General features: G+C 60.3%; 26 protein-coding genes. 12 read left to right on the top strand and 14 right to left on the bottom strand.

What is annotated here, in order from left to right:
• Nucleotides 1–195: 195 nt before the first annotated feature.
• Nucleotides 196–498: a hypothetical protein gene (locus tag QMG25_RS15315; RefSeq protein WP_283461744.1), complete on the bottom strand. Its 303-nt coding sequence runs from the start codon at nt 496–498 to the stop codon at nt 196–198.
• A gap of 252 nt (nt 499–750) precedes the next feature.
• Here QMG25_RS15315 and QMG25_RS15320 point away from each other — a divergent pair, with 252 nt between their 5' ends.
• Both QMG25_RS15320 and QMG25_RS15325 read left to right on the top strand, forming a co-directional pair.
• A complete protein-coding gene (locus QMG25_RS15320; protein ID WP_283461746.1) occupies nt 751–1,212 on the top strand; it encodes an SRPBCC family protein in 462 nt (153 codons plus the stop codon).
• A 515-nt stretch (nt 1,213–1,727) separates the two neighbouring features.
• Nucleotides 1,728–2,078 (top strand): toxin-antitoxin system YwqK family antitoxin, encoded by a 351-nt coding sequence (locus QMG25_RS15325; protein WP_283461748.1) that lies wholly within the window; start codon nt 1,728–1,730, stop codon nt 2,076–2,078.
• A 27-nt stretch (nt 2,079–2,105) separates the two neighbouring features.
• Here QMG25_RS15325 and QMG25_RS15330 read toward each other — a convergent pair whose 3' ends face one another.
• The 3 genes from QMG25_RS15330 to QMG25_RS15340 form a co-directional block, all read right to left on the bottom strand.
• The gene (locus QMG25_RS15330; RefSeq protein ID WP_283461750.1) at nt 2,106–2,579 is read right to left on the bottom strand and encodes an MBL fold metallo-hydrolase; all 474 of its coding nucleotides are present in this window, start codon (nt 2,577–2,579) and stop codon (nt 2,106–2,108) included.
• Between the two features lie 38 nt (nt 2,580–2,617).
• Nucleotides 2,618–2,986, bottom strand: coding sequence for an MBL fold metallo-hydrolase (locus tag QMG25_RS15335; protein WP_349307147.1), 369 nt, complete (start codon nt 2,984–2,986; stop codon nt 2,618–2,620).
• 114 nt (nt 2,987–3,100) lie between these two features.
• Nucleotides 3,101–3,442 carry a YciI family protein gene (locus QMG25_RS15340; protein WP_283461754.1) on the bottom strand — a complete coding sequence of 114 codons (342 nt, stop codon included), beginning with the start codon at nt 3,440–3,442 and terminating at the stop codon, nt 3,101–3,103.
• 369 nt (nt 3,443–3,811) lie between these two features.
• Here QMG25_RS15340 and QMG25_RS15345 point away from each other — a divergent pair, with 369 nt between their 5' ends.
• The gene (locus QMG25_RS15345) at nt 3,812–4,162 is read left to right on the top strand and encodes a cytoplasmic protein (RefSeq protein ID WP_283461756.1); all 351 of its coding nucleotides are present in this window, start codon (nt 3,812–3,814) and stop codon (nt 4,160–4,162) included.
• A 24-nt stretch (nt 4,163–4,186) separates the two neighbouring features.
• On the opposite strand, the gene QMG25_RS15350 is transcribed toward QMG25_RS15345, so the two are convergent.
• The 4 genes from QMG25_RS15350 to QMG25_RS15365 all read right to left on the bottom strand — a co-directional run bounded on the left by QMG25_RS15350 (nt 4,187) and on the right by QMG25_RS15365 (nt 6,257).
• Nucleotides 4,187–4,555, bottom strand: coding sequence for a VOC family protein (locus tag QMG25_RS15350; RefSeq protein ID WP_283461759.1), 369 nt, complete (start codon nt 4,553–4,555; stop codon nt 4,187–4,189).
• A gap of 130 nt (nt 4,556–4,685) precedes the next feature.
• Nucleotides 4,686–5,489, bottom strand: a complete 804-nt coding sequence (locus QMG25_RS15355; RefSeq protein WP_283461761.1) for a maleylpyruvate isomerase family mycothiol-dependent enzyme — start codon at nt 5,487–5,489, stop codon at nt 4,686–4,688.
• The gene (locus tag QMG25_RS15360) at nt 5,486–5,899 is read right to left on the bottom strand and encodes a TetR-like C-terminal domain-containing protein (protein ID WP_283461763.1); all 414 of its coding nucleotides are present in this window, start codon (nt 5,897–5,899) and stop codon (nt 5,486–5,488) included. Before QMG25_RS15360 ends, QMG25_RS15355 begins: the two co-directional genes overlap by 4 nt.
• A 61-nt stretch (nt 5,900–5,960) precedes the next feature.
• The gene (locus QMG25_RS15365; protein WP_283461765.1) at nt 5,961–6,257 is read right to left on the bottom strand and encodes a hypothetical protein; all 297 of its coding nucleotides are present in this window, start codon (nt 6,255–6,257) and stop codon (nt 5,961–5,963) included.
• Nucleotides 6,258–6,400: 143 nt separating this feature from the next.
• Between QMG25_RS15365 and QMG25_RS15370 the strand changes: the two genes are divergently transcribed.
• On the top strand, nt 6,401–7,477 hold the full coding sequence (locus QMG25_RS15370; protein WP_283461768.1) for a helix-turn-helix transcriptional regulator: 1,077 nt from the start codon (nt 6,401–6,403) through the stop codon (nt 7,475–7,477).
• Nucleotides 7,478–7,760: 283 nt separating this feature from the next.
• Here QMG25_RS15370 and QMG25_RS15375 read toward each other — a convergent pair whose 3' ends face one another.
• Nucleotides 7,761–8,420 (bottom strand): TetR/AcrR family transcriptional regulator, encoded by a 660-nt coding sequence (locus tag QMG25_RS15375; RefSeq protein ID WP_283461770.1) that lies wholly within the window; start codon nt 8,418–8,420, stop codon nt 7,761–7,763.
• Between the two features lie 65 nt (nt 8,421–8,485).
• Here QMG25_RS15375 and QMG25_RS15380 point away from each other — a divergent pair, with 65 nt between their 5' ends.
• On the top strand, nt 8,486–8,992 hold the full coding sequence (locus QMG25_RS15380) for a cupin domain-containing protein (protein WP_283461772.1): 507 nt from the start codon (nt 8,486–8,488) through the stop codon (nt 8,990–8,992).
• Nucleotides 8,993–9,169: 177 nt separating this feature from the next.
• On the opposite strand, the gene QMG25_RS15385 is transcribed toward QMG25_RS15380, so the two are convergent.
• Together QMG25_RS15385 and QMG25_RS15390 are read right to left on the bottom strand one after the other, a co-directional pair.
• Entirely contained in the window at nt 9,170–10,057 is an 888-nt protein-coding gene (locus QMG25_RS15385) for an SDR family oxidoreductase (protein ID WP_283461774.1), read from the bottom strand.
• Complete coding sequence (locus QMG25_RS15390; RefSeq protein WP_283461776.1) at nt 10,054–10,527, bottom strand: nuclear transport factor 2 family protein; 474 nt, start codon at nt 10,525–10,527, stop codon at nt 10,054–10,056. Before QMG25_RS15390 ends, QMG25_RS15385 begins: the two co-directional genes overlap by 4 nt.
• A gap of 58 nt (nt 10,528–10,585) precedes the next feature.
• On the opposite strand from QMG25_RS15390, the gene QMG25_RS15395 reads away from it, so the two are divergent.
• Complete coding sequence (locus QMG25_RS15395) at nt 10,586–11,227, top strand: TetR/AcrR family transcriptional regulator (RefSeq protein WP_283461778.1); 642 nt, start codon at nt 10,586–10,588, stop codon at nt 11,225–11,227.
• A 221-nt stretch (nt 11,228–11,448) separates the two neighbouring features.
• Here the strand turns inward: QMG25_RS15395 and QMG25_RS15400 are convergent, their stop codons facing one another.
• Both QMG25_RS15400 and QMG25_RS15405 read right to left on the bottom strand, forming a co-directional pair.
• On the bottom strand, nt 11,449–12,540 hold the full coding sequence (locus QMG25_RS15400; protein ID WP_283461781.1) for an NAD(P)-binding domain-containing protein: 1,092 nt from the start codon (nt 12,538–12,540) through the stop codon (nt 11,449–11,451).
• 563 nt (nt 12,541–13,103) lie between these two features.
• Complete coding sequence (locus QMG25_RS15405; RefSeq protein ID WP_283461783.1) at nt 13,104–16,571, bottom strand: galactose oxidase-like domain-containing protein; 3,468 nt, start codon at nt 16,569–16,571, stop codon at nt 13,104–13,106.
• Between the two features lie 347 nt (nt 16,572–16,918).
• On the opposite strand from QMG25_RS15405, the gene QMG25_RS20615 reads away from it, so the two are divergent.
• Nucleotides 16,919–17,131, top strand: a complete 213-nt coding sequence (locus tag QMG25_RS20615; RefSeq protein WP_502866423.1) for a transposase domain-containing protein — start codon at nt 16,919–16,921, stop codon at nt 17,129–17,131.
• Here QMG25_RS20615 and QMG25_RS15410 read toward each other — a convergent pair.
• Nucleotides 17,096–17,521 carry a TetR/AcrR family transcriptional regulator gene (locus tag QMG25_RS15410; RefSeq protein WP_349307148.1) on the bottom strand — a complete coding sequence of 142 codons (426 nt, stop codon included), beginning with the start codon at nt 17,519–17,521 and terminating at the stop codon, nt 17,096–17,098. The two genes, QMG25_RS20615 and QMG25_RS15410, sit on opposite strands and share 36 nt — an antisense overlap.
• A 1,332-nt stretch (nt 17,522–18,853) precedes the next feature.
• On the opposite strand from QMG25_RS15410, the gene QMG25_RS15415 reads away from it, so the two are divergent.
• From QMG25_RS15415 to QMG25_RS15435, 5 genes are all read left to right on the top strand, one after another.
• Complete coding sequence (locus QMG25_RS15415; protein WP_283461785.1) at nt 18,854–19,189, top strand: hypothetical protein; 336 nt, start codon at nt 18,854–18,856, stop codon at nt 19,187–19,189.
• 143 nt (nt 19,190–19,332) lie between these two features.
• Nucleotides 19,333–19,806: a hypothetical protein gene (locus tag QMG25_RS15420; protein ID WP_283461787.1), complete on the top strand. Its 474-nt coding sequence runs from the start codon at nt 19,333–19,335 to the stop codon at nt 19,804–19,806.
• A 53-nt stretch (nt 19,807–19,859) separates the two neighbouring features.
• Complete coding sequence (locus QMG25_RS15425) at nt 19,860–20,399, top strand: hypothetical protein (RefSeq protein WP_283461789.1); 540 nt, start codon at nt 19,860–19,862, stop codon at nt 20,397–20,399.
• Nucleotides 20,399–21,058 (top strand): PASTA domain-containing protein, encoded by a 660-nt coding sequence (locus QMG25_RS15430; protein WP_283461791.1) that lies wholly within the window; start codon nt 20,399–20,401, stop codon nt 21,056–21,058. The genes QMG25_RS15425 and QMG25_RS15430 overlap by 1 nt, the downstream gene beginning before the upstream one ends.
• Nucleotides 21,059–21,319: 261 nt before the next feature.
• Nucleotides 21,320–25,516, top strand: coding sequence for a S8 family serine peptidase (locus QMG25_RS15435; protein ID WP_283461793.1), 4,197 nt, complete (start codon nt 21,320–21,322; stop codon nt 25,514–25,516).
• Nucleotides 25,517–25,790: the final 274 nt, after the last annotated feature.

The following is a 25,790-nucleotide window of genomic DNA, read 5'->3' on the forward strand; positions in this document are numbered from 1 at the left end:
TGGGGTCATTGGGTAAATTGCAGCGCATCGTTGCTATGGAACCCGTAGCTGGCTCTAGCGAATCACTCATCGTGATTCATTCGCTGGGCACACCTTGGCGTGCCCAGGAATCTCGGACGATTGTTTCGAACAGTTCACGGTCGATCCCGTCTAAACGGTTGATATACAGGCAACTTTTCCCCACCCGATGGGGGCCTAGCTTCTCGAAACGCGGATCGGATCATAGGCGTTGTAGAGCCCGTAAACCGACATTGCTGCTGACCTCGGTGACAGTCCAATAACCAGTGAGTCACCCTCATGGCCAGAGGCGTAGCGGTAGTGGTAGCTACCAAACCCGATTATTGATGTTCCCCACATCGCTGGTTCCTCACCAGAAACTTGGCGCATGATCTCGATAATCTTCCGCGCATCTGAGAGCCTGCGTACATTGGTGACGGTAGAAAGGAACTTCTCGACCGGATCGAACAGTGCCGGGTCATTGCTCAGCTTCGTGGACATACGCTAAAGATACCGTGGAGGCCGACCGGGTTGATACTTGACTCGTTGCGCTCCGGGCGTTGATGTCCTTCACTGTGCGGAGCCGACTTGTGAATTGGAAGAAAATAAAGAGACGCAGATGGGCTGGTCCACGTGAGGGTTGCTGCGGGCATGATTGGCACTCCGCCAGATGTAGTGCTCTCATGGAGTGTGAGTTTTGGAAAATTGCACAATCACCTCCTCCTACGGTTGCCGGTTCTATAGCATGGGCGTATGTCCACTTTTCGCGTTGAACGCAGCACGGTCATCCCGGCACCGGCTGAAGCCATTTACCCGCTAGTTGAAAACTTCCATGAATGGACTAAGTGGTCGCCGTGGGAAAGCATCGACTCAACGATGGAACGTAGCTACCAAGGTCCCGCCACCGGTGTGGGGGCCAAGTATGCGTGGAAAGGTAAAGGTAAGGCTGGTGCTGGAACGATGGAGATTACCGATGCCACGCCCGCCGCGATCACGATCCGGCTGGAATTTACCAAGCCGATGAAGGCCCTCAACCCGACGATTTTTACCTTTGCCTCTGAGGGACCCGGAACGCGTGTCACCTGGACTATGACGGGGGAAAGCAAAGGCTTCAACAGGTTATTCATGCTCTTCGTAAGCATGGACAAGTTAGTGGGCAACGACTTTGAAAAAGGACTTGAGCAACTGGCGGGAGCGGTTTCCGAAAAAGCATAGCCGACGTGAGGGGCGGTTGAGTCCATGAGATCCAAGATCAATCCGACGCAGGCGGCTTGAGCTCTCGATGAATCAGGGCCGATTGCAGAAACTATCCGTGTCCGGTTCTTAGAGGTTCCAGCAAGAGGTTTTCCGGGCACAGGTCCCGGTACTGGCAGGTGGGCAGCTCAAGGATCTTCTTGACCAACCCGTGAGTAGACGCCGTCCGTCAATAAGCTGTGGAGTCGCTGCTTCGGCAGCCGAGAATATTAATTCGCGAATTTTGGTCCCCAATGCTTGCCACACAGGTTCCAGTCACAAGCGGAGTCGGAAATAAATTAGGTGCGTGGCTCGGGTTATGGGGCGCTTCGTGTCTTGGAATCATGGTGTGGGGGGCGTTCTCAGAACGTGAATCTGGCAAGCGACACTCTAGGGATACGTTGCGGGCACACGCCATCGTGTCGGAACAAGATAACTCTTAATTTTGATTCGTCAAAGGTGCAACTAGGGCGAACGAGGACGGTAACGGAGGGACTATGGCAGAGATTCAGCGAGAGACCTATAAAGACGGAAAACTGATGGGTGAAGGCCCAATGCTTGACGGGAAGAAGCACGGCAGGTGGCGCAATTGGTATCGCAATGGCCAGCTTAAAGCCGAAGGCAACTTCGTGGAGGGCGAGTTTGACGGGGGCTGGACGTGGTGGCGAGAAAACGGGGAGCTGCTCCAAAAAGGTACTTTCGTGGATGGCAAGCAGCATGGACTTTGGCAACGATGGCATGACAATGGTGCTCTCATGGATGAAGGTTTGTGGCGCGCGGGCAAGCGCACCGGCGACTGGGTCTACTACAACGTGGACAGCTCCTTCAGGAAGAAGCAAACGTTCTGATAACTAGAAATGGCAAGAAGGGGACCGCTATTCGACTGTCTCGGTCCGTTCTTTTTGAGCGAGCTGCTGTACCTGCCGTCTGTGTGCGTCTGGCAGCCAGTCCAACGGGGCCGATGGACCGACCCGTGGGTCATCAAAAGCGCTGCCGTCTCGGAGGGCCTCGACATACGCACGATCCTCTGTGATGCGTGATCGTAACTGCTCCGATCCGGCGACTGAGCCATGACCGGGGATGACGACAACCACGTCATCGCTCACACTCTCGAACAACAGGAGCGCGGAGAGGTATTCCTGGATCGGATCCGCGGCCCCTAGATCAAGGAACGGCATCAAGATGTTCGAAAGCATGTCGCCGGCGATGAGGACGCCGCGTTCCTTGATCAGCAGTGCCGCATGGCCTGGGGCATGGGCTTGGTGCTCGATGATTCGCACTTTAGGGCCATCCCAGGGAATCTGCGTGGTTCCGGCGGGCAGAGCGGTCATGAGACCGAGCAGATCCATCGGGATCTCCTCGGCGAGCTCCGGCGGTAGCACACGGGCTACGCGGGCCTCCAGTCCGTGTGTGAGCGCAGATCGTGGATGGACGCCACGCAGCGAGCTGTACCGTAACGGGGCACCTCGCCGAACATCGCGTGCCAGAGCACATGATCCCAATGCGGATGCGTCGAAAAGCCCGCAACAACTGGTTGGCCCAACTCCTGAAGATCGTTCGCAATGGTGGCCATCTCAGCGCTCGTTATACCCGCGTCGATGAGCAACACACCGGCCCGGCCCTGGACGGCCACGGTGTTGCTCTGGAGGAACTCACTTTCGTGAACGAGAACTCCCACAGCGACCTGCCTCAGCATCAAATGCCTCCCCCGCGTGGTGTGCAACCCGTCACGTTGACTGTATGACCGGGTGGTCATTGTCCGCAAGTATTATGGGCGCAGCGGACGAGCCTCGTTCGGAATCGCTCTCATCAGCAGGCAGCGCTGAACGGCGTGATCGCGAACCTAGCCAATGATGATTGCTTAACCGGCCTAGCTAGCAGGGTCGAAGTGGAAAGCGCGTACCTCCTGCGCGCAACGGCAGGATACAGCGAACTTCGCGGCCCACTCCAAGGCGACATCGTAGGAGGGTAACTCCAACACGGAGTAGCCGCCCTCCAGCTGCGAGGTTTGCGGGTAGGTGCCCTTTCGCACGGTCCCATCGCCGTCGACCATGACGGGTGGGATGCTTTCATCGATGCCGCCGCCAAAGACCCAGGCACCGGCGTTCTTCGCCTCCTGAACGACCGCGTGCGTAGCGTCCGAAACGGCCTGTAGGTCTTCGCCAAGGAAAGCCATGGCGGCACTGGGAAACGAGATTAAATACTTGGTCATCGCATCGACTCCTTCTTCGTGTGATGGGCCGTTACACTCATCCTCGCTGATGCCATCGTGGCCTGCAAGGCTCTCCAGAGCCCCGCGGATGCCGATGCCCATTCACGAAACCCTTACCGGCCCATCTTCCGCCCCTGAGATCCAGTAATCCTGGCTAATCGGGCCTTTTGGGTGTCAGTCATTCTTTAGGTCCTCGGGGATCATAATGATGATTCCGTTCGGGCCACTCAGTAGTGACCGCGCTGGCGGGGAGAGTCGTGTCGAGACGGAATCGTTCCTGCAAACGCAGTGGACAAAGTTATCGAAAAATATGCGTGGATTGTCCGGTGTCCTCTGTTGCTGGAAGTTGTGGCGGGTTATGCTCTGGCCATGGCGATGGATCCAGTTGAGGCGAATCCGCAGAACTATCGGGTGGTATTTGAGAACGACCGGGTTCGTGTGCTCGAGTACACGGACACGCCAGGGCACTCGACCATCGAGCACCATCATCCTGACAGCGTGATGATCACGGCCAGCACGTTCCGTCGCCGGCTATCCTCCCACGGACACAGCGTCGATGTGGACATGCCTGCCGGTGTGGCACGTTGGCTGTCTTCCCAAGACCATTACGGGGAAAACATTGGGGAAACGGACACCCACGCGTTCTTTGTCGAACTCAAAGAGCCAGCCCCGGGGTCATCTCAAGTGAACGGCGGTTCATTGGGCCCGGAGGGGCCTTAAAAACGGCTGGATCACCCCATCCAGTCACCGGGAGATTTGTTGCAGGGCCCAAGAGTTGCCGTCGGGATCGCTGAAGTACGCGTAGTGAACGCCCCCGCCCATGTCGGAGACCGCAGACACCTGCACCCCGTTGCCGAGAAGCATCCGGCGGACGGCGTCAAGATCATCCACCACTAAATGCAACCCTTGTACGCGTGCGCCCTGGGGGTCGCTGATGCCCACACCAATGACGATGGAACACGCTGATCCCGGCGGTGTCAGCTGGATCACGCGCATGCCATTGCCCGGCTCAACGTCGTGGTCCAGAAGGAAACCGACCTGATCAATGTAGAACGCTTTGCTGCGGTCCACATCCGTTGAAGGCAGCGGAACCAATTCCAAGCGCATGTCCATAAGGACTCCTTCCACCCGCAAGCTTCGCGGAACCACGGCAGGAAAAAACCTGCGTGTCTGCCATAATACTCATTTTCGACGGTGCAGTTACCTGGGAAGTTTGCCAGCATCGCCCACCGCTCGTCCCGCTTTAGAACAAGATGCGCAATGCCTCCAGCCGAGCCGGCACGGCCTGCTCCCCGGCCACCAGGGTCAGTTTGGTGTCCGGCAGGCGTCCCGAGAGGCGCCGGCAAAAATCCACTCCGTTAGCAGTAATCCGGATTGGATTGCTGTTCGCAAGGCCAAGCCGCCACGTCCCGCAGACCTCGCCTGTTAGTTCTAGCTCGATGTGGGGTCCATCTGACCAGACCACGGACACGTCGCGCAGGATCTGTCCCACCACCATTCCGTCCGCTTCCGTGGACGCCCGGGGGACACCTGTGGCCCGGGCGATGTCAATGCTGTGCATCCATGAATCACGCAGGTAGATCGTGGCGTACAGATAGCCGATCCGCAGGGGCAGCCCGCCTGGTGCCATGGTTTTATCCACGGGCACCCCGCTCAGCAGGGTCGGAAACGTTGCCACCCTGCGCGCCACCTTCGGGATGTTGGCCAGGTAGCATGCCACGACGTCGTTGGTAGTGTCGGAGGAATGGTCGTCAATTTGTTGCTGGTTGGCGGCATCCAGGGGCGACAGCCGTCGGTAGTGCTGGCGGCCGATCCGTCGTCGCTGCAACGTCCGGCGGATGCTGGTGAGGTCTTCCTGCGCACCCAGAAAATGGGCCGCCATATCCCTGACGCTCCATCCGGTGCAGTCCGTTGCTGTGCCCCAGTCGGCGGGGGAGAGGGCATCCAGTTGTTTGGCCAGTCCGGACATGACCGCAGTGTAGCCGGAGGCTGCCTCGAGTCGGTTGGTTGCGGGGATATCGGTTGCGGAGATTGTCAGGGAGCTCATGATTCTTTCCTTAATGCGTAATATTCCAGCCACATGCTCACGGCAGGGTCGACCAAGCGCGCGAACCGCCCCGATGCTGGATCCGCAGAAGGCTCGTTGGCCAGTTGCTGGGAGACGATGCCAGCAATTACAGAGGTGAGGAGCAAAAGGGCCTCGTCGCTGGCAGCAGCAGGATCCAGCCAGCCTTCTTGGACGGTGAACGCCAACAGTCGCCTGGCGTCTTCGATCATGGCGCGGCTGGCTGAGGAAGCCTCGGGTGAGGGTTCGAATCCGGGCACGGGGCGCCAGTTCAGCAATTGGGCTGCCACGGGGTTGGCTAGGGACCAAGCCACGTAGGCGCGGGCACCTGCGCGGAGCGCAGCCACGGGCGCTTCTGCCCGGTGCTGACCGGACGCCACGGAGTCTGACATGGTTCTTGGCCATGCAGATCACTTCCGCATTCAAAGCGGATCGCCTTACGGCGGGGGAGCGTCATTCCACGATTTGCTTGACTTCCTTGGTCTCGAGTATTTGCGTTCGTGGCTCGCCGCCGAGCGCGGGGCCAGCAGCACCGGAGCTCCACACTTGTTTCATCGTGGCCAGCAGCAGCTCAGCTTGATTGACCGTCTCAAATTCCAGATCTATGAGCACGTAGTTCGGGTTGTCGACGGGTTGGTGGATGGAGTATCGCTGCACGCCTGCTTTGCTTCGATTGGCGGGGTCCCGGTCGAACGCGGCCTTCCAGGTGGCGAAATTTTGGGTTGGATGTTCAATCCTCAGAATGGGCATGATCTTTACTTTCTCTTAGGTGCGTGTTTTGAGCGTACGCGCCGCCGCGGACAGCAACCATCCCAGTTCTCTGGGATATTCCCAACGGTGGCCGGCTGCGATCTCGAGGCGCGGACCGGAGTTGTTGGGCGTATTCTCAAGACATGGCCACAGCCCTGACACGCGCCGCCGTTCGGGAGCGGATCGACTCCATCAGCACTAAGTCGTCTGATGCCAGAACGTTTCGCACTGATGTGTTGCGCGAACTCCATCATGCGGTCGATTTCGACGCCCACGTGTGGTTGCTTACTGATCCGGTGACCACTGTCGGTTCTGACCCGCACGCGGATGTTCCAGCGTTGGGTCAGCTACCGGCCCTGATCAAGTTCAAATACTTGACTCCAGTCAATCGATGGACTGATTTGGCAGCTCGCCGGGTGGACGCTGCGTCGCTTGTTGAGGCCACGGGTGGCGATCTGGCGAAAAGCCTCCTGTGGAGGGAAGTTCTGCACGACTACGGGGTGACGGATGTTGCCTCCATCGTCATGGTCGATCGTTACGGCTGCTGGGGGTTTCTCGACCTGTGGCGCAGCACCAGCTCCTCAGCATTCGATAACCAAGACCTTGCCTTTCTACGAGACCTTGCACCGGTGTTGACGAGTGCACTTCGCGTGCGTCAGTCAGCCACTTTTTCCTCCGTACCTCCGGCTCGCCGGCGCGCTGGCGGATCCGTCGTGTTTGTTCTCATGGAGAACCTCGAGGTGTTCAGTCAGACAGGTGCGGCGGAAGAGTGGCTTCGTATGCTCCTGCCTGCAGCCCGCGACGTGATGCCGGTGCCGGCGAGTGTTTATAACGCGGCAGCGCAGCTGCTTGCGGTTGAAGACAAGGTCGATTCCCATGAGGCCCGCGCACGTGTACACCTCGCAGAAGGGACGTGGATCACCGCTCGCGCCGCGAGAATGGGACGGCAGATTGCTGTGTCCCTTGAAACCAGCTCGCCAGAGGAACGCCTCGAGGTCTTCGCCCTCACACACGGCATGAGTGTCCGCGAGAGGGAGCTCCTGGGCATGCTCGCGGACGGAAGCGACACAAAACGCATTGCCCAGCGGATGTTTCTGTCGGAGCTAACGGTGCAGGATCACCTCAAATCCATCTTCGCGAAGTCCCAGACCCACAATCGCCAATCCCTTCTCTCCCAGATCCTCGGCACTCGCGCGGACCAAGGATTGAGCCAGAAGTGACACTGTGCTTGCATGCAGCTCGAAAACCAAGAAGGCGCTTCGAACCGCTGCTGCGAGTATTCGCACAAGTGGTTTGTGTATGATGAGCGGGCTTGGCAATCCAGCCCAATGGGACTCTTGCGGTACCCCGGCCGTACCCACATTTTCGGCCTTCATTGCCCGTCCAGTCAATGACAAGGACGGGTGATTGGGTCCATTGGACGGAACCTAGATGAATGTCACCGACTTATTAGAAACTCATTAAATTGAACGACAACTGCCACATGTTCTGTATCAGTTATTGTTACGCACCTGATTCTCCCTGAACCATTGGACCCGCCGAAATTTGTGTTGTTGGCAGGGGCCCGGAGGTGAGAGCATGTTGCAGAAGTGCCTGCGCTGACCAGCACATCGACGCTCTGGCCTCCTCTCGCGTGAGACCGCCGATGTCGGTCAGCCAGATGAGTGCTTCTATCCCGATCGCGCTGCGCACCGCAAGTGCTAGGGCATGGATCTCGGGGGTGGAGAATCTGCCCTGAACCTGAAGGGGAATTAGGGCTTCCTGGATCCAGGCGATCGCCCGACCTTGTCGCAGTGGGAGCGTCGAGTTTGCCGGATTTCGGTCCAGTGAGAGCCTGAGCATGGTTCGCTGTTGGGCCTCGGTGTTGATGATCAACCGGGTGAACTCCAGAACGACGGCGTCCAGCCGCTCCGCCGGATCTTCCGGTGCGTCGTCCGGCAGCAAAGACTTCCAGACAGTTTCCGGGTGGGCAGCCGCGAGAAGCTCGCGCTGGCTCGGAAAGTAGCGATACGCAGTGCTCCGGGCGACCCCAGCCGCTATCGCGGTGCCATCAACGGTCGGAGTTTCGCCTGCAGCTACTGCTTGCCGGGCTGCTGCCACGATGGCGTCGAAAGTCCGGCGTTTCTGGCTGGTGCGGCCACTATGTTGATAAGGGGTTGACATGGGGTTCATAGTACTCCAGTCTTGTTATGGGACTAGAGTCCCATAATGCTCAAAGAGGCGATCTTATGGAAACGATCAGTAGTCCGTCAGGCATCATACGTACTCAAGGCCAGGGCGAGCGGCGTTGGTTCTTCGGCGGTGGAGTCCACACCTGGAAGGCCAGAGCGGCTGAGACCGCGGGCGCTTTTCTTATGTTTGAAGACCAGATGGCGGGCGGAAAGATGACGCCCTTGCATACGCATCCAGATTCAGACGAGACCATGTATATCCTGGAAGGCGAGATCATCATGCACATGGACGGTGTGGACCACCGGGTTGGTGCCGGTGGCCTGGCCATGGCTCCTCGAGGTGTTCCGCACGCTTTTATGGTGGTCTCTGAGTCCGCGAGGATGCTGTGCCTGCATACCCCCGGGTGCTGTGAGTCGTTCTACTGGGACGCGAGCACACCACTGCCCGACCAGGGACCTGTCGAGACCGGCCCGGTGGATATGGGTAAGGTACAGGCGTCCGCGAGCAAGAACGGCGGCATCACGCTTCTTGGTCCGCCACCATTTGCGTTGCTCAAATCGTGAAGCTCCGTCTTGTCATCGGTCGTGGTCCGCTGAATGCGGTGTTGAAGGAGTTCCCCGGGCTGGCCGACAAAGACCCGAAGTACGAGCTGAATAGAGAAGCCGGGCCGCACTGACAACCAACAAGACGTGCTGGCCTCTAGGTACTTTTCTGGTGAGAACTATAGGAGGGCGTTGTCGCTAGCGGGGTGTTTGGTGCGATTCGGCGAGGGTTTCGCGTATGGTCTTCATCGGTATCCGGGACAGTGATTCTTGGATCAATGAAGGCTCACTGGCCATGTCGGAGGTGCACATCAAGATGGCTGCACGGAGAATCCGAGCCCACCTTGGTGCGAGGGTGGTGGCTGAAAATGCCATCGCCCGTAGAACCGGAATGGGGACATGGACCACGCGGCCGGAGCCATGGCGTGTGACGAGCAAGGCGGCTAACTCGTTGAATGAGAAGTTCTCGGGTCCTGCCAACTCCACGACTGATCCGTTCAGATCCAACCTCTTCGCAGCGGCGAGTGCCGACTGGGCTACATAGGCTGCGCCAATGAAGTTCACTGGCCTATCGCCCCGCCCAAAAACCACGGCCACCCCGTGCCGGTCCAAAGATTCCTGCATGATTGCCGTGAATGTTTCCAGAATGATGGTGGGGTGCAGGATGATCCATTCCATGTCAGACTCGCGTAAGGCTTGCTCGGCGCTAAATTTCATGCGGTTCAGTTCCATGGGGTGCCCCGGTCCGGCGTCCCTGACCGAGAAGAGGACAAACCGTTCCACCCCAGCGTTTTGTGCTGCCGTGATCAGGTTCAGGTTTCCATCACGATCGACGGCGGCCGGAGAACTACCCGAGGACGGTCCAAAGCCCGTCATGGCGGAAATGACGGTGTCGCAGCCAGCTACAGCCGCCACAGCGACCGCGGGATTCTCCGCGTTCCCCACCATCGCTTGCGAGCCGGCCGCTTCCAGGGTTCTCGCGCTCTCGGAACTACGAGTCAATACACGATGCGGTCGCCCGGAAACCTGAAGGAGTCGGACCAGTTCCTTGCCAACAGTCCCGGTACCGCCGGTCAATAGAATCATGACGGACCACCCTCCAGTGGTGCGGTCTCGTCCGATAGCGCACGGGCACCAACGGCACGGCCAACAGCCTCACCCACCGTTCCGGCGTCGTCCTCGACAGGCTCAAGGTAGAACGCTGCTTCCGCGATGAGTCCTTCGCTGATGATAAAGATAATGACGCCGGCCATCCGGTGAGGACGCCCGTCCAGACGCGTGCCAATCATTTCCCACTCGCTCCAGAGCGTCATACCAGCGTCGGCGGAGCGGATGATGTGGGCGGCAATGTCCGGAACAGCGGAGAAGATGTGACTCCAGTTTTCCCGGACCTGTTCGCGGCCACTGAAGCCACGGGAAGGGTGGGCGGGCGTCTTGTTGACATAGAGGGGGGAAAAAAGGGCCACGAGGGCATCGAGATCGTGGGCGTTAGTAGCAGCGCACAACTCTTCAATGACGGTCATCGCGTCGCGGCCAATATCGCCTGAGATGCTCATGGGAACCTCCCGAAATATTAGATACACTAAACTGTATCTAATTAGGAGAGTACGCCCCATGACATTGCCGGTCAAGACACCCCGCCCTTATAATTCCGCCGGGCGCAGAGAACGCGCCGAGCAAAACCAACAAGCCGTCCTGGAATCAGCTCGCGCCCTGTTTCTGGAATACGGGTACGCCCGGACCACCATCGCGGCGGTTGCGGCCGCCGCTGCCGTTTCCACCGAAACGATCTACAAATCGGTGGGTTCCAAGGCGGGGCTGATTCGGGCCATCTACAACCGCGGGTTGCTGGGAGCCGGGACGGTCCCGGCCGAGCAGCGTTCCGATCTCCTGCAGGCCCAGGCCACAGATGGCAGGGAACTTATACTCGCTCTGGGCATGCTCACGGCAGAGATCGGCCCGCTGGCCGCCCCAATCCGCATGCTTATCAGGGACGCGGCAGCCAGCGACGAAGAAATGGTGCGCCTGCTGGTGGAAATTGACCACGATCGGCATGAACGCATGCTGCATAATGCCCGTTTCATGGTGGACCGCAACATGCTTGCCGATGGCATCACGCCCGAATTTGCCGCGGATGTCATGTGGTTCTATACGGCCCCGGATATTTACGAGAACCTGGTGCTGAGCCGCGGCTGGAGCGCGTACGAGTTCGGTGTGTTTGTCGGCAAGGCAATCGCTGCTGCGTTAGGGGACTAGCGGCGTCCAGAGCCAGGGTCCCGTACTTTTGGGTAGCGGTCCTGTCATAGGATGGTTCAACTTTCGGCAGCGGGACTGGGAAGTAGCCTTTTCGGTAAAAGTGCCTTTGATGCGACCAGGCGAAGAGCCGAGCATCGATATTTTCCGAGAGTTGAAAGGCTTCTTTGATGTGAGGGGTCTGAGGCCTGTTCTGCAATCACAACGAATTTGGACCGACTCATCTAATCGTTCAAGGATGCATTTCCGATGTCTTCTGGTAGGGCGCTGCCGGATGTGGCCGTGGCCTCGAGATGCTGCAAACGGCGCGCCAGATAAATGGCATCACGCCCTGCACCACCGATGAGGCCGGAGGTCAGCCCATACTGAAAGGGGATGCCCAAGAATCCCAGCCCGGGAACTTGGCTGCTGATCCCACGCTCGTGGAATGGGTAGCCAGCCTCATCCACCTCCACCCCTTGAATCCAAGAGAAATCGGGGTGGTATCCGGTGGCCCAGATTACAGTGCACGCTTCAATCACCGCTCCGTTTCGGGTGACCATGTTCCCATCACGTACACCATCGATCTTTTCGGCACGGATAATCCCGGCCTCGTCGATATCGTCGGCGGAAATTCCAATCAGTGGCGCACCTTTGGTAAAGAACGTCTTGGCTACCATCCGTCCTACCGGCGTTGACCGAGTCAAGATGTGGTGGATAAGCAGCCAGTACAGCGAGGGAGCATACCGCAGGACCACGTCTGGCACATGAGGGGTGGGACTCCCGCAAAGAACAACGCTGTGACTTGCCGCCAGATCGCACGCGATCTGGGCTCCCGAGGTTCCGAACTCAACCACGGCCACCGGACCATCAGAAATCATGCTGGGATTTCGATAGTTGCTCGAATGCAGTTGAGTTGTACTTACAGAAATTTGATCTGCGAACGCCGGAATTGTGGGCACCTGTTGGACTCCGGTCGCAACGATCACACGATCGGAGGCGAAGTATCCAGTATCGGTTCGTATGGAGAAGCTACCTGTGGCACCCACCTCCAAATGCGTCACGGTTGTCGAAGATTGAATAGGTAGCTCGAATGTGAATCCGTGGCCGGCCAGGACCCGTGTCAGTTCGGCCCCGTAGGAGCCGGTGCCCTCCACGCCAACGGCGGTGACGGGCCCGAAACTGGTCAGGTAGGCAGCGATTTCTTGGTACCCGGATCCGACGGCCAGGAACTTGCGATCTCCCAGCCTTTTGCCGTAATCGGTGATGAGTGCGACATGGTGGGTATCGGCGTGGGTGTCGATGCCGGCAATGACTTCGAACTGTTCATTTGTCATGATGGAACAAGCTCCTCTGATACCTCGAGCAACAGGGCAGCTCGTGTCGTCCGGTCGGGTAGACACGACTGTGATGGGACTCCTTGATCGAGCTCCTAAGTCATGTCCGGCCGGGCAACACGGTTGGTGCTGGCCGCCAGCCTGATGGACTGATCATGGAAAGGACAACCCGTAAGAGTGTCAGTCGAGAGCTGAGTCACATCGGGCTGATGGCCTACTACCACCATCACAGACCAGAGTGTTCCCCCGAGATAGTTTCTAGGGTGACGGCCGCCGGTTCCGCCATCTCATTCCGCTGCCGAGAAGCGCCGCCGAGGGCAGCCTCGGCGCCTATACTTCACTCCATGGCTGAAGAACCTTGTGTGCTCGTGGTGGAGGATGATGCCGCGCTGGCGGCAATGCTGGCAGACCTGCTGGGTGGTGAAAGCTACAAGGTGGCAGTTGCAGTTGATGGCCAACGGGCCCTTCACGAGGGACTCAGTCGGCATTTTGATGTGATCGTGAGGTTAAGGCTGCTCGGAATGTTGGATACGGCCGCTGATTTGTTGGCCATTTTGTCCTCTTCAGACAGGGCTCATAGGTGGGCTGAGAATGGTGCCCGTGCTGGAGGGATGACCGGGTGACTGAGGCAAGCCGGGGATCGGGAAGTTCGGCATGTGCTCGTGCCCGCCCGTCGGTATCTGACTTATCCTCCCGGCCTTGACGTGCGGTTCTTGTGGCGGGGTGTGGTCGAGGCAGACCCACACGGCGGTCGACGGAATGTGGCAGTCGTCGACCACGAAGAGCATGTACCATCCCGGCGGCGCGAGGTTCGGGTTGTCGGTGACCTCGACGGTGATGCTGCAGGCGTCGCGGCACACAATCGGGAGGTCGAGCAAGCGCTGGCTGCTGTCGGAGGAGTGGGTCGTCGCCATCGGCCGGATTAGGTGTGCCCACTTGAGTGTCATCGACGACGAGGTGCTCACCTCGACCTGCGTTCCATAGCGCCACTGCTCAGGCGCCGACTCCATTACTGGGCGCCGACCCTGGAAGAGGTACGGCGGGTGGTAGAGCTCGAGTCGCAGCTCGTCGTCGCCTCGGTCCGGGTTCGATCCGGCGGTGATGACTCGCCCGTCTGGCAGCAGCAGGGCGACGGAATGGTAGAGCCGTGAGACGCTCGCCTCCGCCACTGACCGGATCGTGTTGGTATGCGGGTCATAGAGCTCCGCGAGATGTACGGCATCCGCTCGGGTCTCGCCGTGGAGGCCGCCGCCGGTGATGAGGACGGTCCGGTCCGGCAGGAGGACGGAGTTGCACAGGCCGCGGGCCCTAGCGAGATCGGGCCCGGGCGAGAACGCCGCGCCCGTAGGCCCACCGGAAAGGTCGACGAGGTCGGTGTGGTTCGTCGCGCCACTAGCCCCGCCGCCTCCGATGACCATGAAACGCTGCTGTTGTGCGGGCGGCAGCAGGACGCTGTTGCCTTGGTCGCGGTTCGCGTTGTCCCTCAAGCCTCCGATGGCCTGCTCGGCGCCGGTCCACGGGTCGATGACACGGGGGTCGACGGTCGAGTTGCCTAGCTGCTCCCCGGTGTAGAACAGGCGGCCGTCCTGCAGCAGGAAGAGGTGCGGGTAGAGAGGCAAGGCCGTGGTGCCCGGCAGGCCGTCCCACCCGACCGTCGCGTCGAAGACCTCGTTGGGCGCGGTGATCCCTGAGCTGACCACGGACCGGCCATCGCCCATCGTTACGAGCGTTGGGTACCACCGGTGCTGGGCCATGTTAGCGACCCTGATCCATTGCCGTAGTGTCGGATCGAAGAGGTATGCCGCCTGCGATCCCACGAAATTGTCGTACTTATCCGTCCCGCCGGCGACGAGGATCTTGCCATCGCGCAGCGCGGTCTGCCCCGCACAGAAGACGTCGAACGGGCAGCCGGGGTCGTAGAACGTACCCTCCTCGTAGTCCCACACCGTGCTTTTGACCAAGTTCGCGTTGAAGTTCGGCACGTTGTTGCCCGACCCAGCGAAGAAGAGAACCTGTCCGGTATGCATCAGCACCGCATGGACGGCAAGTACGTGGGAGTCGACCGGCAGTAGTTCCCAGTGGCCGATGTTGGCCAGCTGGCAAACGTCGATCGAGTCGAGTGTCGGCATACCGGGCATACTCGGCATCGGATTCCCGGGCATTCCGGTTCCGCTCGGGGCGGGGGAGCCGCCATGCGTCGGCATCCCCATGGTGGGTATGATGACGTCTGGCGGGACCCCATGAAGCTGTCCCGCCTCGGTCTGCACCTGCGCTGGGTGCGAATGCCCTGCGTGAGATCCGATATGCGTGTGCCGCCCGAGCTTGTCGCACTCCCCGCAGGGGGCGTCGACGGTGTGCCCACAGCAGCGGGTCGTGCCGTGATCGTGCCCGCAGCACCGCCCACTGGCATCCCCCGGCGCGTGGTCGTGGCGGTGCGGGCACTGTTTGGGATCGCATGAATCCCCGGGCTCCGTTCTATCGTGGTGGTCGGTCTCTTCGTCGCAGCAACCATCCGTCGGTACGCCGCAGCACGGGTTGTGGCCGCGAGGTTGGCGATCCGAGGGGTGGTTATGAGGGCAGTTGTGGCCGCACCGGAGCAGGTCCACCCATGGGAGGTCGTTGTCAGGGTCATCGAGGAGCGCGCGGACGTACGGCGACTCGGCGGACGTCGGGTCGAGCCAGACCCAATCCCGTGCGCGGACCAGTCCGGCTAGGCCAGACATCATATGTTCCTCGAGGTGGCAGTGGAAGAGGAAGTCACCCTTGACCCGAACTCGGCAGGCGTCCTCCGGCGGGCAGCACTGGAGCTCCTCGAGTTCGCATGGCAACTGAACCGCCTGTGGTGCGACGGTGTCCGCTGTGAAGCCCTCGGCCGGACTGAGTCCGTGCACGTCCGCGGCGCCACCGGGTGGCGCGGGCAGCTGCCAACGCGCCGAGTGCGGGTGGAAATTGTGCCACACCGATCCGAGATCGAGGTTGACCACGTGCCACCGGAGGCGATCACCGGAGTCGGCCACGATCGTCGGTGTGTTACCGACGTAGGCCCGCCCGTTGAGGCAGTACGTCGACGCCCCGCCTCCCGGCGCATACACGATGTGGTCGAAGTTCTGGGTGAGTGTCCACACGACCTTACTGCCGGGCCGGACCGACACGTTCGCCGGCACGAAGGAGTTGTCCTTGATGTCGACCGCACGGTCACCTGCCGTCGCCGTCGGGTCGACGGTGACCATGCCCGACATCGTGGGTCCGTGGATCTTGCAGTGGTAGGCAACGACGCCCAGCGTCGTGAACGTGTGCGCGAAGGTCTCTTGTGGCGTCGCCTTGTGCAGCACGGGACTCTCGAATGAGTCCTCGGTGGAGGGGGCCTGCATCGCATGTAGGAACATCGGCACGTCCAAGGCCGCCGGTGCCGCCGGGTCCCGCACGACGAGGGCCCCGAAGAGGCCGCGGTTGACGTTCATCTGCACGCTGTGGGCGTGGTCGTGAAAGGCCCACACCCCGATCGTCTCGTCAGTGATGTCAAAGCTGTAGGTCCACGAGTCCCCGGGCCTGATCTCATCGCTGCGACGCCCGAGTCGGTCGTTCATCCCGAATGGCCAAGCACCATCGGATTCGATGGCATACTTCACGCCATGAACATGGAGGCTGTGACAGTTGCCGGGATCCGCGTTGAGGACGTGGATCCGGAGTCGCTCGCCGGGTTCGGCGTAGAGGACGCTGCCTGGGACCCTTCGGTACCACGGCGGTTCGTTGACGTCTGCCTCCACAAGTTTGGCTGTGTTGGGCATGAGGTAGTGCTCGTCGAGATACTCCCGGTAAACGAGGGCGTCGAGTGTCGACGCGGAGATCTCAGCTGGCGTCACTCGACCAATCTCGTGCCCTGCGCCGAACATGAGGTCTCGTCCGTAGTGGCGCGCGCCCACAATCGGCGCCAAGGGGCTGTACCCGGGCAGCGGCTCGATCCTCAGGAAGACGTCGCGACAGCGCTGGTGCTGGCGTCCCTGCCCACGCGATTGCCAAACTGAGTTCATACCAAACTCCTGCATTGAGGCGGCGTAAGAATCTAAAAGCCAAGGACTTCGCGACACCCGGAGCGACCATAGGGGACTGTCTCACTAACGGTTTATTCCGGATTTTCCTTTAGTAGTTTCCAGCTGCCGGGAACCGGTCGCTGAAAGTGATGGTGAAGCCGTTGAGCGCCACTTCCATCGTGTAGCCAATTGTGCTCTGCCCTTGCCGGTGGAGTCTAGGGGGGTAATGCCGTTTACTTGGTGCAATTGGGTCAATCTTCTCGCATGATGCGGTGTGGACTCGCATCGCGCGTAGTGGATAGCTCACGCCGGAGGGTCCTGAGCGGGTAAGCGATCGCGGCTCGATTATTGTATTGACACGATTTTTACCGGATGACGTCGTTGAGGCGGTTATCGAGCGAATGGTTGAGATCCAGCAGCGGAACAGACTTCTCCCGTCCCGGCTCAAGATCTGCTGCGTGATGGCCTGGCAGTTGCTTGCGTCCGGTTCTTACGAGCTCGGGAACCTGCACACGCATGCGCCTCTAGCTAGTGTCTTCGATCATGGCGCGGCTGGCTGAGGAAGCCTCGGGTGAGGGTTCGAATCCGGGCACGGGGCGCCAGTTCAGCAATTGGGCTGCCACGGGGTTGGCTAGGGACCAAGCCACGTAGGCGCGGGCACCTGCGCGGAGCGAAGCCACGGGCGCTTCTGCCTGTTGTTGACGGGGCCCGGCAGCGAGGACGGCGCTGCGGAGATCACGTGCCCCGCGTTCAAAAAGTGCGTCGTAGATTGCGTTCTTGGACGGAAAGTACTCGTACAAAGAGGGTGGCTGCATGCCGACGCTGCGGGCCACGGCGGAGAGGGACATCCCGGCCACGCCTTCCTGTCCCATCAATTGGAATGCTGCTGTGAGGATCTCCTCTTTGGTGGACTGTCGGCGTAGGGTGCGCCGATCCGGGAATATGCCTATGCCTCATTATCGGCCTAATACCATTAGGAAAACAAGAAGGTGTTAGGACTTTTCTGGTGGCCCGTCCCGTCCGGCAGTTTTCTGGCACACGAAGATCCTCCGCGGTTGGCTACTAGGTGGTGCGCTCTGATGCGAGGCACGATCAGGGGCCAGCATCAGCTTTCAATGTAAACGGCGACACTCACCAAGTCCAGGCTGAGGAGAGCAGGCAATTACCAGCATTGAGTGGTGACGATGGTGGGTCAATGGAATGAGTCAGTCGTTCAGCCTCATTCCAGTGGTGCTCGGGTGATATGCGTTCGACTCTAAAACGCGTTGACTTCCCATTTTCTGCGTTCTGAAGAAGACCCCAATAACAAGGGTGGGGGTCAGCTGACTACATAGCTGCAGCTGCCACAACATGGAGTTGAAGGTCTTGTGCGTTGGTTTTGTGGATGGCAAAGCCTGCAGACAATCGAAGATGGCCAGCCCCCACCTTTTGGCGGTGATCGGCTGTTGCCCTATCAGGGTGTAGCTATCTCAGGATGCAAATGCCTGTGTTCACACCGACAACCCGGGGTGCTTGTGGTGTCGCTCCGGCCACGCTCACTAGGGTGCCAAGCAGCATCAAGGCATAGCCGGCGTCGGACCCGGCAAACACGATCAGTTGGCTTCTGGATCAGATTCCCCCGAGCCCGAATACACCCGGAACAACTTTTGGCGCACCTCGACGCCCAGCTCCGCTGAGGGAGCCCACTCTAGAAAAAACGCTCAAAATCTCTATTCATAGCCGGGCCGTCGGCGTAATCTGAAACCATGTCAACTTGGACAGCATTGTACCCTACCGTTCATAGCTCCTTGGCACCTGCGTATCAAGGGCTGTCGCAAGAGCAGATCGAGGAGGTCGTGGAGGGCATTTTCGGTGCTGGCACGACGTTGGAGATGGCAGAAGGATTCTTTGACGATGTCAGCAGTGCTCTGTCAGGGGTCGGTCGAGCGGTGAGCGGTGTTGCAAAACAGGCCGCACCCTACCTCGGCCGTGCATTGCCCGGTGTCGCCTCGGGTGCCGCAGCTGGTGCAGCGCTTGGACCATGGGGCGCCTTGGCTGGAGGCCTAATCGGCGGACTAACCAGTGCGCTATCGACACCATCCCGACCTGCTGGATCATCGGCGCCTGTGCCACCAGCCCCAAGTGGAGGTCTCTCTGCGCAACTTGGAGGGCTAGCTTCAGGGGGAGGACCATCGCAACTCGCTGGCGGGGCTTCGGGTGCGGCAAAGTCCAACAGTGCGATCTTCCAGCTCATCAGCGCCCTTGGTAGCCCGACCGTCCAGCGCGGGGTTACCTCGATGCTGATGGGCAGCGCTGGGGCCCCTACAGTGCCGGCGGCGAATGGAAGCCCCATCCCGCTCGCTGCCATCTCCAACCTCTTGAGCTTGCTAGCTTCCCGCGCCTCTGCCGAATGGGAGGAGCAATCACCCTACGCAGGTGAAGACTATCTCGAAGCTTACGTCGACGAGAGTTTCGACGTCTCGAGCGAGGAGGACCGTGCTGAATGGCTGTACGGGCAGCTGGCTCCACCAGAGCTGGAACCCGCCGTCGCACCTGCCCCTGAGAGGGAGTACGCCGAGGTGTGGCTCGATGATATGTATGACGAAATGGAAGCCGCCTATTACCGGGACGACGGCTGATTTTCTAGGACCGATTTTTGCTCGAGCTGTGACGTAGGAAAAGAGGGATTGTCATGGACGCACCTAGCTCTCCCGGCGTGGACCCATTCCAGCAGCTGTTGCTCGCCCAGTTGGCTGGGGATCCTGTCTCGATGGGTCCATCCATGGAGGACCTCCTTGCTCAACAACCCGCGGACCCTATGACGGCGGCTGTTTTTGATGCATTGCGAAGACGTCGTGAGCGCGATGCCATTGCCGCGCAGGAGGAGATCAGCAATGAGGGGAACAATCTCGATGACGTGGAGGAAGAGCAACCAGAAGGTGTTGGATCGGATCCAGGTGTCGCAGATATTCTACGCAGGCTCTATGACGAAGTAGCCGCCCTGCGGACTCGTAACCAGATTTTGGCCGACGCACTGGGCGCTTGTGCGATGTGTTGGGGAGAGATCGCTGACTGTCCAATGTGTCGTGGTCGCGGATCGCCGGGCGGGCGGACTCCTATAGAGAGGGAGTTCGCCAAATATGTTTCGCCCGCGGTGGAACGCCGCAGGGTACGCCGGGCTGATGAAAAATCAACGAGGATGCCACCGGAATCCTCGAATGTACTCCCCGTTGAAGAGCCAGTCAGTTTGAAGTAAATACGCTTGAGTCGCTTTAAATCAACCGATTAAATCACGGAAGGACAGTTAGCATGTCGATGATACCCGAGGCCTATGACGAGGCCTATGACGAGGGATACGACGAATCCTACGATGAGGGATATGAAGAGGCGGTCCGTCCATCGCTTCGGCTTGCCCGTCCTTCCACGCCCTCAGCGAGACCCACCGACCGCCCCGTGACGCAGGCACAGCTGCAGATGGCTATCGAGAGCGTCAACAAGTCCGTGCGCACCAATTCAGCAGCGATCGCGACCGTCAACCGAACGGTTGGACGTATCGGCCGCGATGTGACTCAGATGCGCCGTTCAACGGCAAACACCCGCAAGGACATCTCCACACTACGAGATGCCGTAGTGATTGGACCCATGCTCGCCGGTACCCTGGGGAGCGGCAACCCACTCATGTCAGCGCTTGTGCCAATGATGCTCGTTGGTTCTATTGGCAGCGACCAATCTGCTGGATCGTCCAGTTCGGGCACGGGGATGTTCGGTGGCGGTGGCGGTGACCAGATGACGACGATGATCATGTTGCTTGCTCTCAGCGGCGGTTTGGGCAATAAGGGGGGAGTGTGATGGCTTTTAGCCCGATAGGGATGGTGGTGGGTGCCGCCTTGGCGCGTGATATTAAAGATCGGGGCCGTGCCAGCCAGATTGAGATCCTCGGAGGTGTCATGGGTGCGTCTCCCATGGGACTGGTACTGCTCGCTACGCTGGCGAAAGAGGCAACGGGAAGCGGGCCGATAGACCCGACGAAACCGAACCCGCCTGATCTAGCGTCTGTACCGGACGTGCGCCCGGCGGGGTCCGATCTTGCTGTAGCCAGTGAGATTCTCACCGTTCATGGGCTGGCGTCCGGGCGGCCGCGTGCGGTTCTCTCCGACTCACCGCAGGGCACGATCCTTGGCAGCATTCCGGAGCTCGGGGCCTTCGTGGCGCTGACCACTGAGGTGTCCGTCCTGATTAGTGCAGGCTTGCTCGTTCCACCTGTGACCGGCAAGCTTCGTGCCGACGCTGAAGCGGTGTTGAAAACAGCGGGTTTCCTCTCGAGGGTTCAAAGTGTTGACGTCTCGGGGACACCCGATACTGTGACAGAGCAGGACCCGGTCGCGGGGGACTTCGCCTCCAGCGGCGACGTAATTACACTCAGCGTGGTGAAGGCCTCAGCCGATGGGCCAGAAAAGGCAAGTAATTCAACCGCTAAGGCGAAAGCCAATACCTCACCGAGTAGCTGACCGGGACCAGGAACATTCATGGATCCCCGGTTGCGCATACTTACAGAGGAGGGGGCAGGCCAGGACGAGGTAGCGGTGCTCGCGAGGCTACTAGGGTCAAGGCAAGCGCTACCGGTCGGTACGCGAGTGGTGTCGTCGTTCGGCGATGTCGTTACCCTGCGCGTACCGCGAGGTTCTGTTGCGTCGTTGCGCGGACGCTCTGACTTTGCCAGTATTAAGGCACCCTGGGTGGTTAGCCCAGAGCCTGTGTCTCCTGCTCCGATGGCTTTGGACACAAGATCCGTACTAACGCAGGAACGGGCACTACGTGGTCTCGGCGAACTTCCACTTACCGGCACGGGCGTCGTCGTCGGCGTGGTCGACTGGGGGCTAGATCTCACCCATCCGGCCTTTCGACATGGCGACGGTTCAACCCGTGTGGCAGCACTGTGGAACCAGCAGCCGGGCCCAGTGCCCGGCCACAGGAACCGCTACGGCTACGGAAGGATTCACACCGCCGCGGAAATCGATAGGGCGCTGAAGACTTCCGACCCGGAGGCTGCGCTGGGTTACCACGCCTCCGCCTCGGACCTCGGCTCCGGCTCTCACGGTACCGCCACGACATCGATTGCGGCGGGCATGGACTGGCCTGGCGGACTCCCAGGAATGGCTCCGGACGCGGTGATCGTCTTCGTACAGCTCTCAACGTGGGGCCCGACCGGACCTCAGCGGCTCGGTGACTGCGTAGCATTGGCAGAGGCGCTTGACTTCATCCGCTCGGTGGCCGCTGGACGGTCGTTCGTCATCAACCTCAGTCTCGGCGGATGTGGCGGGCCGCACGATGGCACCAGTCTGCTCGAACGCGCCATGGACAACCTTGTCCGGGAGCGTCAGGGACAGCTCATCGTCCAATCCGCTGGCAACTACTTCACCTCCAAGAAACACGCGCAGGGCCGAATCGGACCAGGTGAGAAGGTGCACTTGCCTCTCGTCGTACCTTCGGGTCCGCCTGTGCCCCATGAGATCGAGGTCTGGTACGGCGGCGTTGACCGTCTTGGCGTCGCGCTGAATCGGTGTGGCTCGGCCGGTGTCGCAAGGCTTGAAGGAGAGGGACTGGCGACGTTGACTGTCGGGGGAACGGTTGTGGCCCAAGTAGTACAACGGCACAACGATCCGGGTGATGGCCGCAACCACATTCTCGTCCGTCTCGCACCTAGCAGCGAGGGCAGTCGATGGGATCTCGTATTGGATGGCATGGATGTGCGCGACGGCCGCTTTGATTCGTGGATCGAGCGTGATCCGGGTCCGGCTCATGTCCAAGCGCACTTTACAACGGAACGGGCGACGCGAGAGACGACGACCGGGACAATTTGCAACGGGTGGCAACCCATCGTCGTCGGAGCCTATGACCACCATGATCGCGATGGCGCCGTATCCGCATTCTCGAGTTGCGGCCCGACCATCGATGGGCGAGAGAAGCCCGATTGTCTTGCTCCCGGAACCCGAACTGTCGTGGCTCGCAGCACTCCGGCGTCCGGTAGCGCCGGGATGCTGACGGTAATGAGCGGGACGAGCATGGCTACCCCCCACGTCACAGGTCTCATCGCATGCCTCCTTCAAGCAGGTCCGTTGGATGGTGAGCAAGTTCGCGCCGTCTTGGAGAAGACAAGTCGGCCGTATGCCGGAACCGATCCGGGACGCGCCGGCTTCGGGTATCTGGATCCGATGGCAGCTGTGAACTTAGTCCTGAGCAAAAAGGAGATCATCATGAAACGAGAAGAGCCGTTCGAGGAGAACATTCTCGATACTGGAGCACCGGAGAGTGGTATGTTCCCTTCGGATGTGCTGACTGCCCTGGGGACAACAGCACGAGAACTAGCCGCAGCGTTCATCACTTCATCCGGGACGCAAGCGCGCGAGAGCCTTGCTGCCCGGCTCGAACTCATCACCGGGCCTCATGAGCGGCTAGATCCGGAACTGCGCGCAGGAGACCTGCTCATCCGCTCCGTGGTCGGCGAGGGACACGCTCGGGTCAGTGTGCTTGTCGACGGCCGTGTGCTCAGGCGCGACCGCGCGGAGAGAGCTGGGTGGGATGTTGAGGGGACACATCCTGGCTACTTCGCCCTTGTCGTGGAGGAAGGGTCCCGGCCGCATACTCGTGTGGATCAGTGGGCGAGACGGCTGACCGGTTTGGAAGGGCTGATGCCGGCGAACCAGTGCATCCTTCGGCGGGTGCTTTTGCCCGGTCGATCAGGCCAGTTTGAGGATCTGGCCTCATCTGCCGTGAAAGGACGAGCCTTCCAAGAGGACGTCGCATATGGCAACGTGCCAGTGACACTACTGTCGACCCTGTTCGCCGGTGACGCCCAGCTGGCCGCAGTTGCCGCCGGACAGATTCGGCTCGGGGCCCGGGGGACCGCCCCGTACCCGGTGCCGGCCCAGTCCATCGGGGCTGGGGTGGCCAAAGTGCAAGAGGCGCTAGGGCGGCTCGGCTACTCACCCGGGGCATCGGGAGCGGACGGGCGATTCGGGTCGGACACGGGGGCTGCGGTCTCCCGCTACAAACGAGACCGTGGCATCCATCCTGCCGACCCCGTCGTCGGTCCTCAGACGTTAAGGCGTCTCGACTCCGAGTTGGCAGAAGGTGGGGTACCATTGTCGCCGCCCGGGCCTGTCGTGATACCCGTCATCGCACCACCGGTGTCGCCCAGACCGGCGGATATGGGCGACAGGGTGACGCGCTGGGTGCGGGCACTGGGTCCTCAGGTTCGTCCAGGTAATCGAGCGACCGCGCTCATCGACGGTGCCGAGACGTACGCAAGTTACCTCGATGCTATCCGAACAGCCCGGGGAGCCGGGCATTTCATCTACTTGCTCGGCTGGTATCTTGATCTCGACGTGCCACTAAATCGGGCGGACGGTCCGGCGTATTGCGGTGGGACCCGCAATCCGACAATCGCTGCGTCGACCATGAGAACCCTGCTAATGGCAGCCTCGCAATCAGGAGTTCAGGTGCGGGTGATGTTGTGGGACCAACCGGGTACACAGAACAGCGCCGAGGTGAACTTCGTCAACCGGTTGACACAAGGCGCGGCGATCCTTGATAACAACGAGCTGAGCCACACGTTCGGCAGCCAGCACCAGAAAGTGCTGCTCGTCTCCGGATCGCAGGGCTTGATCGGCTTCTGCGGCGGACTTGACATCAACAACGACCGGCTCTGTCCCATCTTCACCCCGATTGTCCTGCCAGCGGTCCCGGGTGGCACGACTGCCGCAATCACCGCTCTGGCGGGAGGTCAAAATGGGTTTATGTCGCCAAGGCGCGAGTCAGTGCTCGAAGGTAAAGAGATCGCGGTCGCGGCCAGTGGTACGTTCCCCGAGAGCTCAGGATCCAGCGGCGGTGGAGGTGGAGGTGCACCACAACACGACGTCCACGTCCGGTTGATCGGCCCAGCAGCGGATGATTTGCTCGAGACGTTCATTACACGGTGGTACGCCAACTCAGATCACGTCTCCCATGATCGGGTAAAAGGTCCGCTGCTGGGGTTGTGCCAGCCAGCATCGCCGCCGTCGGGGCGTGCCTTTGTGCGGATCGGAGAGACGTTCAACGCGCACGTCGCGCTACCTGTGCGTCCGGTACGCTCGTGTGCGTCACCGCCACCAGTGATATCTGCTCGCTACGTTCGGCCCCGCACGGTGCAGGAGATCTATCTCACCGCTATTGCGGGGGCCCGGCACTATATCTACTGGGAAGACCAATACATGGTTAGCATGTGTGCCGCCGAGGCCCTGCGACAAGCGCTGCCACGGGTTGAGTTCATAATCTTGTTAATGGCCGATTCGCCGATTTCTGACTTGCCGCATAAATGGGCGTGGCGAAAGCGGTTCATCGAGCACATCCACCGGGATCCACAGGGGTATAAGCTCCATGTGTTCACGCTGCATTCCCCCTTTACTGGCACGTTCGGGGCACACACATATGTGCACGCGAAGACAATGATGGTAGACGACGAGATCTCCCTCATTGGGTCAGCGAACTGCAATCGCCGCGGCTGGGAGTCCGACGCCGAAGTCGTCGCCGCGACCGTGGGGGATCTCGACGCCGACGGGCGGCCATTCGCAGCGCGGGTTCGGGCGCGGCTCTGGTCCGAACACCTCGGCGTCCCTGCAACTCTTCTCGATGACCCGCTCGCGACGGCCCACCTATGGTGGGATTCGCCCCTCGCATCCGGGGCGATGGCACCGATGGGTGGAGGGCTTCAGGTCAGTCTTGCGATGCGCCGCGTCTTGCCATATGACGCCAATGGCGACACTGACAGCCTGCGTGACCGAATGACCCCGGACGACTGGGTGGACCCGCCCTCACCGCTGCCAGGCTCGCCGTGCGGCCCCGGGGGTACTCTCGCAGTGCGGGTAACCCCGGTCCAGGAGGTGGTCGCTGGGATGGTGCCTCAGGCTGTCGTGTTCTCCGTTGGCTGACAAATGTCGAGCTTGATGGTCCTCGAGGTTGACCGGTGTGAAAGGTAAGTTCTGCTCATAATCGACGACAGTCGTCCACCAGTGGTTGACTGAGAGGTTTAACGCTCCCCCAGAGGGGGACGGGTATGAAACCTCGGCTGGATACAATGTGATCTCTCGGGACATCGGTGACAGTTCTGCCTCAGGACTTTGGTGACACTTGATGTCTCAGGACATCGGTACCGCTTCGCGTCCTTAGCTTGAGCTGCGGAAGCGGGCACGGGCTTGGCTGATT

The organism is Arthrobacter sp. H35-D1 (assembly GCF_030063185.1).
Taxonomy (GTDB): Bacteria; Actinomycetota; Actinomycetes; order Actinomycetales; family Micrococcaceae; genus Specibacter.

Bases quoted from the DNA above. Each gene is read 5' to 3' on its own strand.
- QMG25_RS15315 (WP_283461744.1), bottom strand. From the start codon at position 498: ATGTCCACGAAGCTGAGCAATGACCCGGCACTGTTCGATCCGGTCGAG.
- QMG25_RS15320 (WP_283461746.1), top strand. From the start codon at position 751: ATGTCCACTTTTCGCGTTGAACGCAGCACGGTCATCCCGGCACCGGCT.
- QMG25_RS15325 (WP_283461748.1), top strand. From the start codon at position 1,728: ATGGCAGAGATTCAGCGAGAGACCTATAAAGACGGAAAACTGATGGGT.
- QMG25_RS15330 (WP_283461750.1), bottom strand. From the start codon at position 2,579: ATGGATCTGCTCGGTCTCATGACCGCTCTGCCCGCCGGAACCACGCAG.
- QMG25_RS15335 (WP_349307147.1), bottom strand. From the start codon at position 2,986: ATGACCACCCGGTCATACAGTCAACGTGACGGGTTGCACACCACGCGG.
- QMG25_RS15340 (WP_283461754.1), bottom strand. From the start codon at position 3,442: ATGACCAAGTATTTAATCTCGTTTCCCAGTGCCGCCATGGCTTTCCTT.
- QMG25_RS15345 (WP_283461756.1), top strand. From the start codon at position 3,812: ATGGCGATGGATCCAGTTGAGGCGAATCCGCAGAACTATCGGGTGGTA.
- QMG25_RS15350 (WP_283461759.1), bottom strand. From the start codon at position 4,555: ATGGACATGCGCTTGGAATTGGTTCCGCTGCCTTCAACGGATGTGGAC.
- QMG25_RS15355 (WP_283461761.1), bottom strand. From the start codon at position 5,489: ATGAGCTCCCTGACAATCTCCGCAACCGATATCCCCGCAACCAACCGA.
- QMG25_RS15360 (WP_283461763.1), bottom strand. From the start codon at position 5,899: ATGTCAGACTCCGTGGCGTCCGGTCAGCACCGGGCAGAAGCGCCCGTG.
- QMG25_RS15365 (WP_283461765.1), bottom strand. From the start codon at position 6,257: ATGCCCATTCTGAGGATTGAACATCCAACCCAAAATTTCGCCACCTGG.
- QMG25_RS15370 (WP_283461768.1), top strand. From the start codon at position 6,401: ATGGCCACAGCCCTGACACGCGCCGCCGTTCGGGAGCGGATCGACTCC.
- QMG25_RS15375 (WP_283461770.1), bottom strand. From the start codon at position 8,420: ATGTCAACCCCTTATCAACATAGTGGCCGCACCAGCCAGAAACGCCGG.
- QMG25_RS15380 (WP_283461772.1), top strand. From the start codon at position 8,486: ATGGAAACGATCAGTAGTCCGTCAGGCATCATACGTACTCAAGGCCAG.
- QMG25_RS15385 (WP_283461774.1), bottom strand. From the start codon at position 10,057: ATGATTCTATTGACCGGCGGTACCGGGACTGTTGGCAAGGAACTGGTC.
- QMG25_RS15390 (WP_283461776.1), bottom strand. From the start codon at position 10,527: ATGAGCATCTCAGGCGATATTGGCCGCGACGCGATGACCGTCATTGAA.
- QMG25_RS15395 (WP_283461778.1), top strand. From the start codon at position 10,586: ATGACATTGCCGGTCAAGACACCCCGCCCTTATAATTCCGCCGGGCGC.
- QMG25_RS15400 (WP_283461781.1), bottom strand. From the start codon at position 12,540: ATGACAAATGAACAGTTCGAAGTCATTGCCGGCATCGACACCCACGCC.
- QMG25_RS15405 (WP_283461783.1), bottom strand. From the start codon at position 16,571: ATGAACTCAGTTTGGCAATCGCGTGGGCAGGGACGCCAGCACCAGCGC.
- QMG25_RS15415 (WP_283461785.1), top strand. From the start codon at position 18,854: ATGGGCAGCGCTGGGGCCCCTACAGTGCCGGCGGCGAATGGAAGCCCC.
- QMG25_RS15420 (WP_283461787.1), top strand. From the start codon at position 19,333: ATGGAGGACCTCCTTGCTCAACAACCCGCGGACCCTATGACGGCGGCT.
- QMG25_RS15425 (WP_283461789.1), top strand. From the start codon at position 19,860: ATGTCGATGATACCCGAGGCCTATGACGAGGCCTATGACGAGGGATAC.
- QMG25_RS15430 (WP_283461791.1), top strand. From the start codon at position 20,399: ATGGCTTTTAGCCCGATAGGGATGGTGGTGGGTGCCGCCTTGGCGCGT.
- QMG25_RS15435 (WP_283461793.1), top strand. From the start codon at position 21,320: ATGGCTTTGGACACAAGATCCGTACTAACGCAGGAACGGGCACTACGT.